Annotated in this window: 16 protein-coding genes; 12 read left to right on the top strand and 4 right to left on the bottom strand. The window is 63.8% G+C overall.

Features of this window, described 5'->3' with window-relative positions; all coding sequences use genetic code 11:
- Window positions 1-163 precede the first annotated feature (163 nt).
- Window positions 164-934 (top strand): SDR family NAD(P)-dependent oxidoreductase, encoded by a 771-nt coding sequence (locus tag ABIB00_RS32690; protein ID WP_354107193.1) that lies wholly within the window; start codon window positions 164-166, stop codon window positions 932-934.
- A 181-nt stretch (window positions 935-1,115) separates the two neighbouring features.
- Here the strand turns inward: ABIB00_RS32690 and ABIB00_RS32695 are convergent, their stop codons facing one another.
- The 3 genes from ABIB00_RS32695 to ABIB00_RS32705 are packed head-to-tail and all read right to left on the bottom strand — an operon-like array spanning window position 1,116 to window position 6,800.
- Window positions 1,116-4,487 (bottom strand): error-prone DNA polymerase, encoded by a 3,372-nt coding sequence (locus ABIB00_RS32695; protein ID WP_354107194.1) that lies wholly within the window; start codon window positions 4,485-4,487, stop codon window positions 1,116-1,118.
- The gene (locus ABIB00_RS32700) at window positions 4,484-6,076 is read right to left on the bottom strand and encodes a Y-family DNA polymerase (RefSeq protein WP_354107195.1); all 1,593 of its coding nucleotides are present in this window, start codon (window positions 6,074-6,076) and stop codon (window positions 4,484-4,486) included. The genes ABIB00_RS32695 and ABIB00_RS32700 overlap by 4 nt, the downstream gene beginning before the upstream one ends.
- Window positions 5,973-6,800: an ImuA family protein gene (locus ABIB00_RS32705; protein ID WP_354107196.1), complete on the bottom strand. Its 828-nt coding sequence runs from the start codon at window positions 6,798-6,800 to the stop codon at window positions 5,973-5,975. The genes ABIB00_RS32700 and ABIB00_RS32705 overlap by 104 nt, the downstream gene beginning before the upstream one ends.
- 232 nt (window positions 6,801-7,032) lie before the next feature.
- Here ABIB00_RS32705 and ABIB00_RS32710 point away from each other — a divergent pair, with 232 nt between their 5' ends.
- The 3 genes from ABIB00_RS32710 to ABIB00_RS32720 all read left to right on the top strand — a co-directional run bounded on the left by ABIB00_RS32710 (window position 7,033) and on the right by ABIB00_RS32720 (window position 11,435).
- The gene (locus ABIB00_RS32710) at window positions 7,033-8,268 is read left to right on the top strand and encodes a putative DNA modification/repair radical SAM protein (RefSeq protein ID WP_354107197.1); all 1,236 of its coding nucleotides are present in this window, start codon (window positions 7,033-7,035) and stop codon (window positions 8,266-8,268) included.
- Window positions 8,268-9,710 (top strand): UdgX family uracil-DNA binding protein, encoded by a 1,443-nt coding sequence (locus ABIB00_RS32715; protein WP_247349866.1) that lies wholly within the window; start codon window positions 8,268-8,270, stop codon window positions 9,708-9,710. The genes ABIB00_RS32710 and ABIB00_RS32715 overlap by 1 nt, the downstream gene beginning before the upstream one ends.
- Window positions 9,711-9,806: 96 nt before the next feature.
- Window positions 9,807-11,435, top strand: coding sequence for an inorganic phosphate transporter (locus tag ABIB00_RS32720; protein WP_354107198.1), 1,629 nt, complete (start codon window positions 9,807-9,809; stop codon window positions 11,433-11,435).
- Window positions 11,436-11,521: 86 nt separating this feature from the next.
- On the opposite strand, the gene ABIB00_RS32725 is transcribed toward ABIB00_RS32720, so the two are convergent.
- The gene (locus ABIB00_RS32725; protein WP_354107199.1) at window positions 11,522-12,694 is read right to left on the bottom strand and encodes a M20 aminoacylase family protein; all 1,173 of its coding nucleotides are present in this window, start codon (window positions 12,692-12,694) and stop codon (window positions 11,522-11,524) included.
- Window positions 12,695-12,868: 174 nt separating this feature from the next.
- Here ABIB00_RS32725 and ABIB00_RS32730 point away from each other — a divergent pair, with 174 nt between their 5' ends.
- From ABIB00_RS32730 to ABIB00_RS32765, 8 genes are all read left to right on the top strand, one after another.
- Window positions 12,869-14,488 carry a GMC family oxidoreductase gene (locus tag ABIB00_RS32730; RefSeq protein WP_354107200.1) on the top strand — a complete coding sequence of 540 codons (1,620 nt, stop codon included), beginning with the start codon at window positions 12,869-12,871 and terminating at the stop codon, window positions 14,486-14,488.
- Window positions 14,489-14,497: 9 nt separating this feature from the next.
- Entirely contained in the window at window positions 14,498-15,379 is an 882-nt protein-coding gene (locus ABIB00_RS32735; protein ID WP_354107201.1) for an alpha/beta fold hydrolase, read from the top strand.
- Between the two features lie 113 nt (window positions 15,380-15,492).
- Window positions 15,493-16,437 carry a metallophosphoesterase family protein gene (locus ABIB00_RS32740; RefSeq protein ID WP_354107202.1) on the top strand — a complete coding sequence of 315 codons (945 nt, stop codon included), beginning with the start codon at window positions 15,493-15,495 and terminating at the stop codon, window positions 16,435-16,437.
- 23 nt (window positions 16,438-16,460) lie between these two features.
- Window positions 16,461-16,796, top strand: a complete 336-nt coding sequence (locus ABIB00_RS32745; protein WP_247349860.1) for a cupredoxin domain-containing protein — start codon at window positions 16,461-16,463, stop codon at window positions 16,794-16,796.
- 142 nt (window positions 16,797-16,938) lie between these two features.
- On the top strand, window positions 16,939-17,487 hold the full coding sequence (locus ABIB00_RS32750) for a sigma-70 family RNA polymerase sigma factor (protein WP_247349859.1): 549 nt from the start codon (window positions 16,939-16,941) through the stop codon (window positions 17,485-17,487).
- Window positions 17,484-18,251, top strand: coding sequence for an anti-sigma factor family protein (locus ABIB00_RS32755; protein WP_354107203.1), 768 nt, complete (start codon window positions 17,484-17,486; stop codon window positions 18,249-18,251). The genes ABIB00_RS32750 and ABIB00_RS32755 overlap by 4 nt, the downstream gene beginning before the upstream one ends.
- Window positions 18,252-18,319: 68 nt before the next feature.
- On the top strand, window positions 18,320-18,601 hold the full coding sequence (locus ABIB00_RS32760) for a type II toxin-antitoxin system RelE/ParE family toxin (protein WP_247447272.1): 282 nt from the start codon (window positions 18,320-18,322) through the stop codon (window positions 18,599-18,601).
- Window positions 18,602-18,613: 12 nt separating this feature from the next.
- Window positions 18,614-18,919, top strand: coding sequence for a HigA family addiction module antitoxin (locus ABIB00_RS32765; protein ID WP_247349855.1), 306 nt, complete (start codon window positions 18,614-18,616; stop codon window positions 18,917-18,919).
- Window position 18,920: the final 1 nt, after the last annotated feature.

The raw sequence follows: 18,920 nt of genomic DNA on the forward strand, positions 1-18,920 counted from the left end.
CGTCTCCAGGTTGGGTGGTATTGCAACCTCAGTCTGGCCTCAGACTTGGTCGCTATCCACTCCCCATGGAATCTTCGCTGCGCTCGCAATGACGAATTGGAGAAGTTCGGCATATCCTCCGAAACAGCTACAATACCCTGCATCAACAAGAAGGAGCCAAACAATGGATCTCGGTCTCAAAGGCAAGAACGCCATCGTGCTCGGCGGCACCCGCGGCATCGGGCGGGCGATTGCGGCGACGCTGGCCGGTGAAGGCAGCAATGTCGCGGTGTGTGCACGCAACGCCGATCAGGTTGCCGCCACCGTTACGGAGTTGAAGGCCAGCGGTATCCGCGCGACCGGGGGCCCCGTCGACGTCACTGACGGCGCGGCACTGAAATCCTGGATCGAGAATGCTGCAAAGGAGCTTGGCGGCATCGACATGCTGTTCTCTAACGCGGGGGCGATGGCGCAAGGCCATGATGCCGCATCGTGGGAGCAGAATTTTCGGCTCGACCTGCTCGGCGCCGTCCATGCGTTCGACGCCGCGCGGCCGTTTCTCGAGGCCGGCGGTGAGAAGAGTGGCGACGCCGCCTTCGTCATCATCTCCTCGATCTCAGCGGCACAGGCCGATCTCGCCAGCTCCTACGGCCCGATCAAGGCGGCACTGATCCACATGGCCAAGGGGCTGGCGCGGCAATACGCAAAGAAGAAGATCCGCGTCAACGTGGTCTCGCCCGGCACCGTCTACTTCAAGGGCGGCGTCTGGAACATGATCGAACAGAACATGCCAAAACGCTACGAAGATGCGATGAGCCGCAATCCGACCGGCCGCATGGCGACCCCGCAGGAAATCGCGAGCGCGGCGGTGTTCTTGGCAAGCCCGGTGTCGGCGTTCACCACAGGCTCCAATCTGGTGGTGGACGGCGCGATTTCGAACCGGGTGAATTTTTAGGAGGGCATGCGCGTCCCCGGCAGTTCCGTCATCCTGAGGTGCGAAGCTTGCGATGCAAGCATCGCAAGAAGAGCCTCGAAGGATGAACGGCCGAGCTGGTAGCCGGGCCGTCGCCCTTCGAGGGCCGCTGAAGAAGCGGCCACCTCAGGGTGACGGTGCGAGAGCGGCGCGGCCCACAACCTCAATGAAAATCCCGCGACGGCGGCAGGATGCGGACGTTGCGGGGGTGGCGGATTTTTTGCGCGGGCGCATCCGCATGGGCGCGGGGATCGTCGTTGAGCGGCTCGATCAGGGCGGCGCCTGCCGGCACCGGGTGCTTGCAGCTCAGGGCGTCGTTGGCGAGGCCGACCAGATCGTGCGAACGGTCGATCATGCGCTGGGCGATAAGGTGCGTCACCTTTTCGGGGCTGCTCTGGATGTAGCCTTCGACCAGGATGAGGCGCGCACCCATCACCTCTTTGCGGTACTGCTCCATGATCTTGGGCCATACCACGACATTGGCGATGCCGGTTTCGTCCTCCAGCGTCATGAACACGACGCCGCTGGCGCTGCCCGGCCGCTGCCGTACCAGGACGACGCCGGCACAGCGCACGCGGCGCCGCTCGTTCACATGATTGATGTCCTTGCAGGCGACGATGCGCTCGCGCGTAAACATCTCGCGCAAGAATTCCATCGGATGGCCTTTGAGTGAAAGGCGAATGGTCTGGTAGTCCGCGACCACCTGTTCGGCGCGCGGCATCACCGGCAACGGCTTGGCGTGCTCGTCCGGCTGCTCGCGTGCGGTGGCCGCTTCGAACAGCGGCAGCGGCACATCGTCGGGCAGGCGCCGCACCTGCCACAGCGCCTCGCGGCGGTCGAGCCCGAGCGAGCGGAACGCGTCGGCATCGGCGAGCAGGATCAGCGCGCGCTTGGGCAGTCCGGTGTCGCGGGCGAAGTCTTCCAACGAGGTAAAGGGCCGGCGGTTGCGGGCGGCGACGATAAGATCTGCCCAGTCTTCCTGGCTGACGTATTCCTTGCCCTGCCGCTCTGCCTGTTGTTTTTTGAGTGCGTCCTCATCCGGATCGAGCCAGTGAAAGCCGTCGACCTGGCGGAAACCGAGACGGACAGCACAATACTTGCCCTCTGTATTTTCCAGCGTGTTTTGTGCGGAACTATGAGACACGTCGATGTCGCGCACCTCGACGCCGTTCTTGCGGGCGTCGCTGACGATCTGCGCCGGGGCGTAAAAGCCCATCGGCTGCGAGTTCAGGAGACCGCAGCAGAACGCATCGGGATGATGAAGCTTCAGCCATGAAGAGACGTAGACAAGCTGCGCAAAGCTCGCCGCGTGACTTTCCGGGAAACCATAGGAGCCAAACCCCTTGATCTGCTCGAAGCAGTTTTTTGCAAATTGCGGATCGTAACCTCTGCGAATCATGTTGCCGATCATTTTCTCTTCGAAATTGCCGATGGTACCAACGTTGCGAAACGTCGCCATGGCACGACGCAATCCGTTCGCTTCTTCCGGGGTAAATTCTGCGGCCACGATCGCAATTCGCATGGCCTGCTCCTGGAAAAGAGGAACACCAAGCGTCTTGTACAGAACGTCTCGAAGCTCATCTTTATTGCCACCCTTAGGGTAGGGATATTCGATATCCTCGGGCCGCATTTTCCGCCGCCGCAGATACGGATGCACCATGTCGCCCTGGATCGGTCCCGGCCGCACGATCGCGACTTCGATGACGAGATCGTAGAAGGTCTGTGGCTTCAGGCGTGGCAGCATGTTCATCTGTGCGCGGCTTTCGACCTGGAACACGCCGAGCGATTCTCCGAGGCACAGCATGTCGTAGACTTTGGGATCGTCCTGCGGGACGCTCGCCAGAACCCAGCGCTTGCCCTTGTGCTGGTCGATCAGATCAAAAGATTTCCTGATGCAGGTCAGCATGCCCAGCGCGAGCACGTCGACCTTCATCATGCTGAGCGCGTCGACATCGTCCTTGTCCCATTCGATGAAGGTCCGATCGTCCATCGCGGCGTTGCCGATCGGCACATAGGTGTCGAGCCGGTCTTGCGTGAGCACATAGCCGCCGACATGCTGAGACAGATGACGTGGAAATTCGATCAGCTCGGTCGCGAGCTCGACCGCGAGGTTGATCATGGAGTTTTGCGGATCGAGGCCGGCCTGCCTGACCTGCATGTCGTTGAGGCCCTTGCCCCAGCTGCCCCAGACGGTGTCGGCGAGTGCGGCGGTGACGTCCTCGGTCAGGCCCAGCGCCTTGCCGACGTCGCGGATGGCGCTGCGGGGGCGATAGTGAATGACGGTGGCGATGATCGCGGCGCGGTGGCGGCCGTAACGGCGATAGACATATTGCATCACCTCCTCGCGCCGCGAATGCTCGAAATCGACGTCGATATCGGGCGGCTCCAGCCGCTCCTTGGAGATGAAGCGCTCGAACAGCAGATCGACCTTGGTCGGGTCGACCGAGGTGATGCCGAGCACGTAGCAGACCGCCGAATTCGCCGCCGATCCCCGCCCCTGGCACAAAATGTTCTGGCTGCGCGCGTAATGCACGATGTCGTGGACGGTGAGGAAGTAATGCGCGTATTTCAGCTCGGCGATCAGCGCGAGCTCTTTCTTCAGGGTGGCGCGCAGCTTGTCGTCGATCTCACCATCGAAATATTTGTCGACACCCGCCCAGGTCATATCCTCCAGATGCCCTTGCGCGGACTTCCCCGGCGGCACCGGCTCGTCCGGATACTGGTATTTGAGCTGGTCGAGCGAGAAGGTGATCTTGTCCGCAAAGCGCATGGTCTCCGCGATAGCCTCAGGGAAATCGCGGAACAGCCGCGCCATCTCCCTGGGTGTCTTCAGAAACCGCTCTGCATTGGCTTCCAGCCTCCGGCCGATCGCCTCGATCGTGGTTTTTTCCCGGATGCAGGTCAGCACGTCCTGGAGAGGACGGCGGCCGGCATCGTGATAGAGCACCTCGTTGGTCGCAAGCAGCGGCACTTTTGCTTTTGCGGCGAGATCATCGAGCTGCGCGAGGCGGCGCCGGTCGTCGCCGCGATAGATCAGGCTCGCCGCCAGCCACACGCCCTCGGCGCGGCTCGCCTTCAGCTTGGCGAGAATGTCCTGCGCTTGCGCCGCATCGAAGCGATGCGGCAGCGTCAGGATCAGGAGCTGACCTTCGGAAAATGCAAGCAGATCGGCGAAGGTGAGATGGCACTCGCCCTTCTCGATCCGCGTGATGTCGTCGCCGCGCTTGCCCCGGGTGAGAAGCTGGCACAGCCGGCCATAGGCGGCGCGGTCGCGCGGATAGACCAGAATATCGGGCGTACCGTCGATAAAGACGATGCGCGTGCCGATCAGCAGCTTTGGCTTGTGCAGCACCTTGTCATTGTCGAGCTCCTTGTAGGCGCGCACTACACCGGCCAGCGTGTTGTGATCCGCGATGCCGATCACGGGAATGCCGAGGATGCTGGCCTGGTGCACATAGGCACGCGGGTCCGAGCCGCCGCGCAGGAAGGAGAAATTCGTGGTGATGCCGATCTCGGCATAAGCTGGTGTATTCATGCGAAGAGACCGTGCACATACCAACCGGGAGGAGCGGGCTTGCCGTCGTCATCGAAGCACTCCCCTTCGTAAAGACCGTCGCGAAAGATCCAGAAGCGCAGGCCCTCGGCATCCTCGATACGGAAATAGTCCCGCGTCAGTTGCTTGCCGTCCTGCCGCCACCATTCCATGGCGATGCGTTCGGGCCCTTCGACCCGCACCACCGCATGCTGCGCGCGGCGCCAGGTGAATTGATGCGGCGGGCCGTCGGGCACGGTCGCGAACGGAACCGCGACCGGCTCGGGCTTGTCGAACAGCCGCAAGGGACGCAGCGGCGGCTCACTCTCGGTGCGCGCTGGCCATTCGGCCTGCATGGCCATGGCGAGATGATGCTGCGCGGGTGCGGCCAGCACCGCACATTCGGGGATATGGGTGTCCTGCGGCAGGTGCACGACGACGCGCTTTCCGCCGATGCGCGCGGCGATGCGGTCGATCAGCGCGGCGAGCTCGTCATTGTCGTGGACATGGGCGTCGAGATCGCGCTGCTCCTGCACCACGATCTCGGTGCGGCTCGCCGACAGCCGCACCATGTCAAAGCCGAAGCCGGGATCCAGCGGATCGGCGAGCGCATCGAGGCGCTCGCGGAACAACCGGTCGACGACGGCGCTTCGCGTCACGGGACGTCCGGTCTCGACCATGATCGCGCGCACCGCGCCGTCGGTGCGGAAGAAGGTTGCTTCCAGGCGGCGCGCGCCCTTGCCTTGCTTCTCCATCGCCGCGATCAGCGTGTCGGCGAGCCGCGACAGCGTCATCGCGATCATGGTGTCGGTGGCGATCGGCTCGGCAAAGCGTTTTTCCACGATGTAATCGGGCGGCGGCTTTCGCGGGCTGATCGGCGCATCGCCCTGCCCCAGCGCATGCGCGAGCAGCGTGGAGAACCGCGCACCGAACCGCGCCGTGATTTCATGTGGTTCGCGGGAAGCGACATCGCCGATCGTCTTCAGGCCGGCGCGGCGCAAGCCCGTGGTGATGGCCTCGCCCGCACCAAGCGCGGACACCGGAAACCGGCTGATCGCCGCCGCCTCCCCGCCATCGGCGACGATGGTGCCCGTGACCTGGCGCGTCAGCGTGCGTGCGCAAACCGAGGTGCCGGCGATCGCCGCGCTGACGGCAAAGCCCTGGCGATCGAGGGCACGGACGAGGGTCTGCAACAACGCAGTCTCACCGCCGAACAGATGCGCACAGCCGGTGATGTCCAGAAACAGCCCGTGCGGCGGATCGAGCGCCACCAGCGGCGTGAAACGATCGCACCAGTCGGCGATGTCGCTGAGCGTCTTCGCATCGGTCACGACATCGGCGTCGAACACCTTTAAATCCGGACACATCGCCCGGGCATTGGCCAAGGGCTGGCCGATATACAGACCGAGGCGCTCGGCGGCCTCGTCCAGCGCATGGATCACCAGCGCGCTGTTGTCCTTGGCAACGACGATGCTGGGCTCGTTATTCTTATGCAGTCCGGCGTTGCCAAAGAACCGCTGGATCCGGTCGATGGGCAGGCGCGGCAGCCACAGGCTGAGGATACGCCGGCGGTTCAGAGAACTGGCACTCATCACATTTCCATTCCATGATCCACCGGCCGCACGGGCCATGACGATTGCGCAGGAGCTCGGCATCGAAGCGCGGCGCGCCCCAGGCACTCCACACCGACCCCGGCGGCGAATGCGCCGCGCGCAGCATCCATCGTGTCTCCGCGGTCGATGGCAAAGGTTGCGCGGCCATCCGCAGCAACAGGCCAGTTACGCCTGAAGATTGCGCGGCCAGCGTCAGCTTGCGGCTCGCCACGAGATCGAACTGCCTGGTTTCGCCCCAGAGCTCGAGCACGACCGCACCCAGCGCATCGCAGGCGAGCCCATCGGCCGAGGTGCGCAGCGCGCTCTCCACATCGGCGGCGCGCACCATCACCATGCGGCGCGGATCGAGACCGATCTCGGCGAGCCCGCTCATCGACAGCGCGCCGGTTTCAATGTCTGAAAAATCCTGCCGCACCCATAGCAGCGGTTTGCGCGCCGTCACGCGCCCCGCAAGTCCCGTGACAAAGCCCGTCGCGGCCGCGCCCTGACGTCCTTCGCAAAACACCTCGTGGATCGCCGCGCGCGCGAGCCCGCCCTTCAACGCGCCGTCGGCCGCGCCGTGACCAAGCGCGACGCGATCGCGCTGATGCACGACCTCCGCCGTCTCGATGCGCTCGATCTGGCCGCGCAAGGTCGCAAGCGCGCTTGTTCGTGCGGTGGCGCATGATCCGCCAAAGTGTGAGCGGTTTGGCGACAAGATCATGCGCCCTCTTAAAAAGAAGAGCGCGATCGGACGCAAAACCGGCGACCACTTTTGCTGATCGCGCTCTGCATGCTCGCCGCTCCTTCAGGGATGATTGCCGGTGCTCTCAAAAGAGAACCAACGGCTGGCTCAATTGTTCATGGTATGTTCTAATATAAAGCTAACGGCGCCCCAGGAGTCAATCGAATTGGGACTCTTCGGGATTCATGAGCAGAATCAAAGGGATTCACACATGGACGTGCAACGCAAACTGGAGATTCTGGCAGACGCCGCCAAGTACGACGCGTCCTGCGCCTCCAGCGGCACCGAAAGGCGGGATTCCAGCGACGGCAAGGGCATGGGCTCGACCGCGCCCGGCATGGGCATCTGCCATTCCTACGCCCCGGACGGCCGCTGCATCTCGCTGCTCAAGGTGCTGCTGACCAACGCTTGCAATTACGATTGCCTCTATTGCGTCAACCGCGCCTCCTCCAACGTGCCGCGCGCCCGCTTCACCGTCGACCAGGTGGTCAAGCTGACGCTCGACTTCTACCGGCGCAATTACATCGAGGGGCTGTTTCTCTCCTCCGGCATCATCCGCAGCCCCGACTACACCATGGAGCAAGTGGTGAGCGTCGCGCGAAAACTGCGCGAGCAGCATCACTTCCGCGGCTACATCCATCTCAAAACAATCCCGGAGGCCGACGATGCATTGATTGCCGAGGCCGGCAAATATGCCGATCGTCTTTCCATCAACATCGAGATGCCGGAAGAGGCGAGCCTGCAGCAATTCGCGCCCGAGAAAGACGTGCGCGCGATCCGCCGCACCATGGGCCGGCTGCGGCTGAAGCTGGACGAGGCCGAGGAAAACCGTAGCGCGAAAACGAAAGCCAGGCCGCAGCGCTTCGCGCCGGCAGGCCAAAGCACGCAGATGATCGTCGGCGCCGACGCGGCCTCCGACCACACAATTCTCCACACCAGCGCCAATCTCTACGGCTCATACAGGCTGAGGCGCATCTACTATTCCGCGTTCAGCCCGATCCCCGACGCCAGCCGCGCGCTGCCTCTGCGCGCGCCGCCCTTGCTGCGCGAGCACCGACTCTACCAGGCCGACTGGCTGATGCGGTTCTACGGCTTCGATGTCGGCGAGATCGTCGACGACAGCGCGATGCTGCCGCTCGACATCGATCCAAAACTCGCCTGGGCGCTGCGCCACCGCGACCGCTTCCCGCTCGACGTCAACCGCGCCAGCCGCGAGGAATTGTTGCGCGTGCCGGGCTTCGGCACCAAGACGGTCGAGCGCATCATCGCGACGCGGCGCACGACCACCATCCGCGTCTCCGATCTCGCACGGCTGCATGTGCCCCGCAACAAGGCGCTGCCGTTCATCGTCCTCAGCGATCACCGGCCCACGCCGCATCGCCTCGACGAGGCACGGCTGATCGAACGGTTCAAGCCGAAGGCAACGCAACTGGGGTTTGGCTTCTGATGCAGTACATCACCCTCGACACCGAAACCGATTTCGACGGCTGGCGCAAAGCCGCGCGTGCGCTCGTGCTTCATCAGGTGAAGCCGGCCGATATCACCTGGGCCGTGCAGGGCGGCGAAGCGGAGCTGTTCGCGCCGCCCTCGCCGTCTCGGCTGCCGGAGGCCGGCAATGGCACCTTCAACGTGTCAGCAAAATTCGTAGAACTCGCCAAGGCCGCGATCCTGCATCGCGACGGCGAGCGTTTTTCGATCCTCTATCGCCTGCTGTTTCGGCTGAAGGGCAATCACGACCTCATCGAGGTCGCGACCGATGCAGATGTCGCGCAAGTCACGGCCATGGCAAAGGCGGTCTATCGCGACGAGCACAAGATGCACGCCTTCGTGCGCTTTCGTGAGATCGGCCGGGAACGCGAAGCACACTACGTCGCCTGGTTCGAGCCGGAGCATCATATCGTCGAGCTCGCCGCGCCGTTCTTCGCCAAACGTTTTGCCGACATGCCATGGTCGATCCTGACGCCGGATCTCTGCGCACATTGGGACGGCCACGCGCTCTCGTTCACGTCTGGCGTCAGCAAGCGCGAGGCGCCGGGCGAAGATCGGCTGGAGGAAACCTGGCGGCGTTACTACGCCAGCATCTTCAATCCGGCCCGCCTCAAGGTGAAGGCGATGCAGGCCGAGATGCCGAAGAAATACTGGAGGAACCTGCCCGAGGCTTCGATCATTAAGCCTCTGATCGAGGACGCCGAACGCATGACCGGCGCCATGATCGCCAATGCCGCAACCGATCCACACAAGCCTCAGAAGCGACCGGAGGCTCCGATGAAACGTAAGTCCGCCACCGACGATCTCGAAGCGCTCCGCGAGGAGGCTGCGCATTGCCGCGCCTGCCCGCTCTACAAGGACGCGACGCAGACCGTATTCGGCGAAGGCCCGAAGTCCGCCAATATCATGCTGGTCGGCGAGCAACCCGGCGACAAGGAAGATCTCGCCGGCCATCCCTTCGTTGGTCCGGCCGGCCAGATGCTGGACCGGGCACTGGCGGAAGCCGGCGTCGACCGCAAGAAGGTCTATGTCACCAACGCGGTGAAACACTTCAAATTCGTGCCGCGCGGCAAAATCCGCCTGCATCAGAAGCCGAATACGCCGGAGATAAAGGCCTGCCGGCAGTGGTATGAGCGGGAAGTCTCCGTAATCCAGCCCGATCTCATCGTCGCGATGGGCGCGACTGCCGCGCAGAGCGTGTTCGGCAAGATCACCCCGATCGGCAAGACCCGCGGCCGGCTGATCGACCTTCCCGACGGTCACAAGGCCCTGGTGACGGTGCACCCGTCCTATCTGCTGCGGTTGCCCGATCCGGAAGCCAAAGTGCTGGAATATCAGCGCTTTGTCGAAGATCTGAAAATCGCCGCCAGTCTGCAGAAGAAAGCGGCGCGCGCCGCCTAGATACAGGCGGGAAAGCGGCTTTCAAGCCCTGGTTGTCATCCAGCCTTCAAATCCATCGGGGACAATAGCCCTTACAGAGCTAAGGGGCGTCCAGACATGACCGATGTTGCATTCGACCACGCGGTAGCCGATCCCGCGCCGATCCAGCCGGCCTCGCGGCCAAATCTCGACAAGGGCTTCAATCCGCTGACGATGATCCTGTTCTTCGGCATCTTGGCCGTGGGCCTGCTCTACGTGGCCTACAGCATCTATTCCGATGTCGATGCGACCGGTACCAGGGTCACGAGCTACCTGCCCTATATCCTGCTTATCGTTGCGCTCCTGATCGCGCTCGGCTTCGAATTCGTCAACGGTTTCCACGACACCGCCAACGCGGTTGCGACCGTGATCTACACCCACTCGCTGCCGGCGGAATTCGCAGTGATGTGGTCCGGCCTGTTCAACTTCCTCGGCGTGCTGACGTCGACCGGAGCTGTCGCGTTCGGCATCGTCTCGCTGCTGCCGGTGGAGCTGATCCTCCAGGTCGGCTCGAGCGCCGGTTTCGCGATGGTGTTCGCGCTGCTGATCGCCGCGATCCTTTGGAACCTCGGTACCTGGTATTTCGGCCTGCCGGCCTCCTCCTCGCACACGCTGATCGGGTCGATCATCGGCGTCGGCGTGGCGAACGCGCTGATGCGCGGCCGCGACGGCACCTCGGGCGTGGACTGGGGCAAGGCCACGGAGATCGGCTATGCGCTCCTGCTGTCGCCGCTGGTCGGCTTCGTCTGCGCCGCAAGCCTGCTGCTGCTACTCAAAGTGATCATCAAGAACCCGGCGCTCTATGCCGCCCCTGAGGGCAACAAAGCCCCGCCGATCTGGATTCGCGGCCTGCTGATCCTGACCTGCACCGGCGTCAGCTTCGCCCATGGTTCGAACGACGGACAGAAGGGCATGGGCCTGATCATGCTGATCCTGATCGGCACCGTGCCGACCGCCTATGCGCTCAACCGCGCATTGCCGGAATCGCAGGTCGCCCAGTTCGCGAAGGTCTCGGATGCCGCCTCCAAGGTGGTTGCGGCCAAGGGCGCCGGTCATGCGATCATCGGCGACCCCCGGCCTGCGGTGACGCAGTACGTCACCTCGCATCACATCAGCGAAGGCACCTACCCTTCGCTGTCAGTGCTGGTGAAGGATGTCGGCGACCAGGTTGCGACATACGGCTCGCTGAACAAGGTGCCGGCGGAAGTCGTCGGCAACACCCGCAACGACATGTACCTGACCTCGGAAGCGATCCGCTTCCTGATGAAGGACAAGGAAAACGACCTCAACAAGGACGAGGTCGCAACCTTGAACGCCTACAAGGGCGGGCTCGACAACGCGACCAAGTTCATCCCGACCTGGGTGAAAGTGGCGGTCGCGATCGCGCTCGGCCTCGGCACCATGATCGGCTGGAAGCGCATCGTCGTCACCGTCGGCGAGAAGATCGGCAAGACCCACCTGACCTACGCGCAGGGCGCCTCTGCCGAGCTGGTCGCCGCCGCCACGATCGGCGCCGCCGACATGTTCGGCCTGCCGGTATCGACGACCCACGTGCTGTCGTCCGGCGTCGCCGGCAGCATGGCCGCGAACGGGTCGGGTCTCCAGGTCGCCACCATCAGGAACATGCTGATGGCCTGGGTGCTGACCCTGCCCGTCGCGATCCTGTTGTCGGGCACGCTGTACGTGATCTTCTCGCGGATCTTCTGAAGCCGGTCGCGTCACTCAAAGACAAAGGGCCCGTGCGATGCACGGGCCCTTTCATTTGTGCTTTCGGCTTGACCTCACGCTCGGCCCTACGATGCCGCGAGCGATTCCTCGACCAGCTTGACCCAGTACGACGTGCCGTAAACGATCGCCTCGTCGTCGAAATTGTAGGCGGGGTGATGCAGGCCGGCGCTGTCGCCGTTGCCGCAGAAGATGAAGGCGCCGGGGCGCGCTTCCAGCATATAGGCGAAATCCTCGCCGCCCATCAGCGGCGACATCTCGTGCACGTTGGCCTCGCCCGCGACCTGCCCGGCGATGCGACGCGCAATTTCGGTCTCCGCGGCGTGGTTGTTCACCACGGGATAATTGCGCTTGTAGTGCAGATCGATCTTGGCACCGGTGATCTGCGCCACGCCCGCGACAATCTCGTGCACGCGCTTCTCGACCAGCTTGCGCACCTCCGGCGACAGCGTGCGGATGGTACCCCTCAATGTCGCGGTTTGCGGAATGACGTTGCGGGCGTTGCCGGCGTGAAACTCACAGATCGAGATCACGGCCGATTCCAGCGGATCGACGCTGCGCGCGACGATCGACTGCAACGCGGTGATCACCTGCGCGCCGACCAGAACGGAATCGACGCATTTGTGCGGCCGCGCGGCATGGCCGCCGAGGCCCTCGATCATGATATCGACCTCGTCGGTCGCCGCCATGATCGGACCCGGCCGGATCGCGAACGAGCCGATCGGAATGCCCGGGCCATTGTGCATGCCGTAGACCTGCTCGATGCCGAAGCGCTCCATCATTCCGTCCTTGACCATGGCCAGGCCGCCGGCGCCGCCTTCCTCGGCCGGCTGGAAGATCACCACCGCATCACCGGCAAAATTGCGGGTCTCGGCGAGATAGCGCGCAGCACCGAGCAGCATCGCGGTGTGGCCGTCATGGCCGCAGGCGTGCATCTTGCCGGGAGTCTTCGAAGCGTAAGGCAGGTTGGTCTGTTCCTCGACCGGCAGCGCGTCCATATCGGCGCGCAGGCCGATGGTCTTGAGGCCCTCACCGGCCGGCTTGCTGCCCTTGATCACGCCGACCACGCCGGTCTGTCCGACGCCGGTCACGACCTCATCGCAGCCGAATTCGCGCAGGCGATCCGCGACGAATGCTGCGGTGCGGTGGACGTCATACAGCAACTCAGGATGCTCGTGGATGTCCCGGCGCCAGGCCTGAATATCGGGTTGAAGGTCGGCGACGCGGTTCACGATGGGCATGGAGGGTCTCAAGCTTTGTTGAAAATACAGGACTGTCTACCATGCAAGCACCAGTCCACCCAACTGCCGGGGATCGGGGTCTAGCCTGTCTGTTCGGCATGGCCGGGCTTGTCCCGATCCGCCGCGTCTGCGTATTAGGATGGAACGTTAAGTGACCATCCGGGTGGAAGCAGAATGCCAAGGCGGCTCGAAGGTGAATTTGACTATATCGTCGTTGGGGCCGGCACGGCGGGCTGCATCGTTGCCAACCGGCTGTCGGCCGTGCCAGGCAATCGCGTCCTCATCCTCGAAGCCGGCGGCGACGACAACTGGATCTGGTTCCACATTCCGGTCGGCTATCTCTTCGCGATCGGCAATCCACGCTCGGACTGGATGTTCAAGACCGAGGCCGAGCCCGGCCTGAACGGCCGCGCGCTCGCCTATCCCCGCGGCAAGGTGATCGGCGGCTCCTCGGCGATCAACGCCATGATCTCGATGCGCGGACAGGCCGCCGATTACGATCACTGGCGCCAGCTCGGCATGACCGGCTGGGGTTATGACGACGTGCTACCGCTGTTCAGGCGGCTGGAGGATCATTTCCTCGGCGCGAGCGAGCACCACGGCGCCGGGGGCGGCTGGCGCATCGAGGCGCCGCGGCTATCGTGGGACGTTCTCGACGCCGTTGGCGACGCCGCCGAGGAGATGGGCATCAAGCGCATTCCCGATTTCAACACCGGCGACAACGAAGGCACCAGCTATTTCCACGTCAACCAGAAGCGCGGCCGGCGCTGGTCGTCGGCACGCGGCTTCCTCAAGCCGGCGCTGAACCGCCCGAACTTGCGGCTCGAGAAGCACGTGCTGGTCGACCGTCTGATCATCGAGCAGGGCCGCGCCGTCGGCGTGCGCTTCGTCCAGAACGGCGAAATCATCGAGGCGCGTGCGAAACGCGAGGTGATCCTTTCGGCCGGCGCGATCGGCTCGGTGCAGGTGCTGCATCGCTCCGGCATCGGGCCCGCCGACTGGCTATCCCCGCTCGGCATCGACATCGTGATGGACAAGCCCGGCATCGGTCGCAATCTCCAGGATCATCTCCAGCAGCGCGCGATCTACAAGGTTGAGGGCGTGCGCACGCTGAACGAGACCTATTACAATCTGGTCCGTCGCGGCCTGATGGGCCTCGACTACGCCTTCCGCCGCCGCGGCCCGCTGACCATGGCGCCGTCGCAGCTCGGCATCTTCACACGCTCCGATGCGACGCGCGCGCGCGCCAACATCCAGTTCCATGTGCAGCCGCTGTCGCTCGACAAATTCGGCGATCCGCTGCACCGCTTCCCCGCGATCACGGTGAGCGCCTGCAATCTCCAGCCGACCTCGCGCGGCACCGTACGTCTCCGCGCGGCGGCGCCGGACGAGAAGCCGATCATCGCGCCGAATTATCTGTCAACGGACGACGACCGCCGAGTCGGCGCCGACGCCATCCGCACCACCCGCCGCCTCATGCAGCAGAAGGCGCTGGCAAAATACCGCCCGAGCGAATATCTGCCCGGTCCCTCCGTCGGTGACGACGACGCCTCGCTTGCGAAGGCCGCAGGCGACATCGGCACCACCATCTTCCATCCCGTCGGCACCGCGAAGATGGGCGCGGTGAATGACCCGATGGCGGTGGTGGACGAGCGCCTGCGCTTTTACGGCCTCGAAGGCTTACGCATCGTCGACGCCTCGATCATGCCGACCATCACGTCGGGGAATACCAACACGCCGACCGCGATGATCGCCGAGAAGGGCGCGACGATGATCCTGGAAGATGGCAAGTAGCGCCCTACCATGATTCAAGCGCACCGCTTTTCGATCGGCCCCGCGGATGCGCAGATCGCCATGCTGCGATGGGGCGAGAGCGGAAGGACGCCTGCGCTTCTGCTTCACGGCACCGGCTTCGTCGCCGACGTCTGGGACGAGGTCGCACGCGATCTCGCCGCGACCTACACGGTCTATGCGCTCGACCGCCGTGGCCATGGCGCGAGCCACAAGCCCGGGGCCTATCATTTTCTGGACTATGCCGAAGATGTCTGCCGGGTGATCGATGCGCTCGGGCTGCGCAACGTCTACGGGATCGGCCACAGCGCAGGTGCGACCGATCTTCTGCTCGCGGCGAAACTCTTGCCCGGACGTTTCGCACGCCTGTTCGTGATGGAGCCAACTGTAATGGATCCGCGCGCCGCGCGCTCCGGAGAATTGAGCGAAGACTCCTTGTCCCGCGTGCAGGGAACACTGCGCCGACGTGCCGAGTTCGACAGTGCCGACGCCGTATTCGAGCGCTACCGCGCCGCGCCGGCGTTTGCGGACTGGACCGAGACTTCGCTTCGGGCCTATGTGCGCCATGGCTTCGCGCCGCTGGCGAACGGCCGGGTGCAGCTCTGCTGCACGCCCGAGATCGAGTCGGCGATCCTGCGTCCGATCTACCAGGCGATGGAGCAGGTCTACGTCGGCGATGCGCGCGGCAATCCGTTTACCTCGCTCTCCGCGATCGACTGCCGGGTGCGGGTCACGACCGCCGCGAAGTCGGGACCGATCTACAAGGAGATGGCCTCGCGCGCCGTGTCGCTGATTCCGCGCGTCAGCACGCTGACGTTCGACGGTGCAGGGCATTGTGTGGCGCAGGAAGCGCCGGCGATCGTGGTGAAGGCCGTGCGCGAATTCGCGACATAGCGTCGTGCCTCGATCGAAACCACCTCACGAAATCGTCATCTCATCCGGGAATAAACCCACTCCTCCCCCAATCACCTCCCCGAAGCCCAATTCCGGGCGAGAGGAGACACGCGATGAGCGGACACGATCACGGGGACGACGGCTTAAGCCGCCGCAAGGTGCTGGAATGCATGACCTGGGCCGGAACCGGAGTGCTCTGGACCATCACGGGCGGCGTGCCGCGCTCGCTCGGCATCATTGATTCCGCGCAAGCCGCGACCGCGGCCGCGCCCGGCATGACCTTCCTCCAGATCAGCGACAGCCATGTCGGCTTCGACAAGCCGGCCAATCCCAACGCGCTCGGCACGCTGGAGGAAGCCATCAACAAGATCAACGCGATGCCGGTCAAGCCGTCCTTCATGATCCATACCGGCGACATCACTCATTTGTCGAAGGCCGCCGAATTCGACAACGCCGATCGCATCATCTCGCAGAGCAAGCTGGACGTGCACTACGTGCCCGGCGAGCATGACTTCCTCGACGAGGAGGTAAAGTTCTATCGCGAGCGCTACGGCCGCGGCACCAAGGGGGCGGGCTGGTATTCGTTCGACGCCGGCGGCGTGCACTTCATCGGCCTCGTCAACGTCGTCGATCTCAAGGCCGGCGGCCTCGGCAATCTCGGCGCCGAGCAGCTCGCCTGGCTCGAGGACGATCTGCGCGGCAAGTCGAAATCGACACCGATCGTGCTGTTTGCCCACATCCCGCTCTGGACCGTCTATCCGGAATGGGGCTGGGGCACGGAGGACGGCGGCCGCGCGCTGGAATACGTCAAGGGTTTCGGCTCCGTCACCGTGCTGAACGGCCACATCCATCAAGTGATGCAGAAGGTCGAGGGCAACGTCACCTTCCACACCGCGCGCTCGACTGCGTTCCCGCAGCCGGCGCCGGGGGCAGCTCCGTCACCCGGACCGATGAAGGTCGAGAACGCAAAACTGCGCGCCATGCTCGGCGTTGCCAGCGTCAACTTCAAGCAGAACGAACAGCGGCTCGCGATCATCGACACGCCGCTCCAAGGTTGAGCAGAGCTGAACGGAAGCTGACAATGAAGACACTCAATCGCCGCGACTTCGCTGTCGACCTCGGTCTCGCTTTGGCCGCGGCTATCCTCTTGCCCGCAACAACCGCTCGTGCCGACGACATGGAAGTGCATATCGACAATTTCGTTTTCCAGCCGGCCGAGCTCAAGATCAAGGTCGGCACCACGGTGACCTGGTCCAACCGGGACGACATCCCCCACACCGTGGTGTCGGCCGGCAAGTTCAGGTCCAAGACCCTGGACACCGACGACAAGTTCTCCTTCACCTTCACCAACGCGGGCGACTACAAATATTTTTGTTCGTTGCACCCGCACATGACGGGGATGATCAAGGTTGAGTAACATCTCGAACCAAGGCATCAACGTCTTGCCCGGCCGGTGGTCCCACGCCGGCCGGGCTCGTGTGCCCTCGGTCACACACGCCGACCAAACGAATGTGGACGAAACGAAGCAACGCGCAGAACAAGAGGCAAAGCGAGGAGCGATGCCCGCCAACGACGATTTGCAGAAGGCGCAGCGCTTCCGCGAGGCAGCGCTGCCTCATCTTGACGACGTCTACACACTCGCACGCTATCTGCTGCGCGACGCCTCCGATGCCGAGGACGCGGTGCAGGAGTGCTATCTGCGCGCGCTGAAGCATTTCGACAGCTATCGCGGGCCGGCGATGAAGCCCTGGCTGTTTGCGATCCTGCGTAACGTCTGCAACGCCGAATATGGACGGCGCGCGCACAGACACAGCGCGATCGAGGATACGCCCGGCGCCGCCGAGCAGACGCCGATCTGGCAAGAGACCGAGGCGAGCCCGGAGACGGAAGTGCTGCGCAGCCGCGACGCCGGCGCGATCCGCAAGCTGATCGACGCCCTCGCCGAACCGTTCAAGGAAACCTTCGTGCTGCGCGAGATCAGCAACCTGTCCTATCGTGAAATCGCCGAGGCCGTCGGCGCACCCGTCGGCACCGTGATGTCCCGCCTCGCACGCGCCCGCGCCATGCTGCGCGCGGCCTGGATGGCGGAAGAGGAGCACTCGAAATGAACTGCGACGAAGCAAAAATGCTGCTTCACGCGCTGCTCGACAACGAGCTCGATGCGGGCCATGCACGCGAGGTCGAAGCCCATATCGCAAGCTGCCCGGCCTGCGCCGCCGAGCTTGCCTCACAACGGGAAATGCAGCGCGTGCTCGCCGACACCAATTTGCGCTACACCGCGCCGACGAGTTTGCGCACCCGGATCGAGGCTTCGCTGCCGCAGCCGCAGCGCCAACAACCGAGCCGCCGCTCCGTGCTGCGCGGCTTTGCAATGGGTTCGGCGGTCTCTGCGCTCGCCGCCTCCGGTGTCGTCGCCGTGGTGCTGCGCCAGGACGACCAGCAGCGCATCCTGTCGGAGGTCGTCTCCGCGCATCTGCGCTCGCTCCAGGCCGGCCACCTCATCGACGTGGTCTCGACCGACCAGCACACCGTGAAGCCGTGGTTCAACGGCAAGCTCGACGTCGCCCCGCCCGTGATCGACCTCACCGCGCAGGGTTTTACGCTGGTCGGCGGCAGGCTCGATTATATCGACGCACGTGCCATCGGCGCGGTCGTCTACAAGCGCCGGCAGCACGTGATCAACCTGTTCGTATCGCAGACCACGAGCACCGAACACCGGCCGCCGAAGACCCAGACCATGCAGGGCTTCAACTGTCGCCGCTGGGGCGAGCGGGGCCTGAATTTCTGGGCCGTCAGCGATATCGGCGCCGACGAGCTCGCCGAGTTCGTCGACAAGTTCGAGGCGGCGATGAAGGCGAATGTGGAGGGGTAACCCTGGACTCGTATCAGAATTTGATACAAATCCCTTGCGCATGTATCAACCAATGATACATTGCCTGAGTGATCAGGACGTTTCGGGATAAAACGACTGAGGCGGTCTTTAACGGCGAAAGCCCCAAACGCTTTCCGGCCGACCTGGTGAAGGTTGCTCGCCGGAAATTGCGCTATCTTCACGCTGCGGGCGAACTCAGCGACTTGAGGGCACCACCCGGAAACCGCCTTGAGGCCCTCACGGGCGATCGCAAGGGACAGCACTCGATCAGGATCAACGACCAGTTCCGAGTGTGCTTCGTGTGGACATCACAAGGTCCCGTTCAGGTCGAGATCGTGGATTATCACTAGGAGAATGCGACGATGGCCAAGAAACTCAAGCCCATGCATCCTGGTGAGGTTCTGCGGGAAGAATTCCTGAGCCCGCTGGACATGTCGGCAGGCGCGCTCGCCAAGACATGCGGCCTGCCGCGTACGCGTATTGAGCGGATTGCGAGTGAGCAGACCGGAATCACCGCTGACACCGCGCTTCGGCTTGCCAAAGCGCTCGGCACGACCGCTGAGCTATGGCTCAATCTCCAGAACGATTACGATATTCAGATCGCCAAACGCGATCTCGGCAAGGCTCTCGACCGCATCGAGACTGTGAACAAGCCCAAGGCGGCCTGAG

The sequence above is a fragment of the Bradyrhizobium sp. LB14.3 genome, assembly GCF_040547985.1.
GTDB lineage: Bacteria > Pseudomonadota > Alphaproteobacteria > Rhizobiales > Xanthobacteraceae > Bradyrhizobium.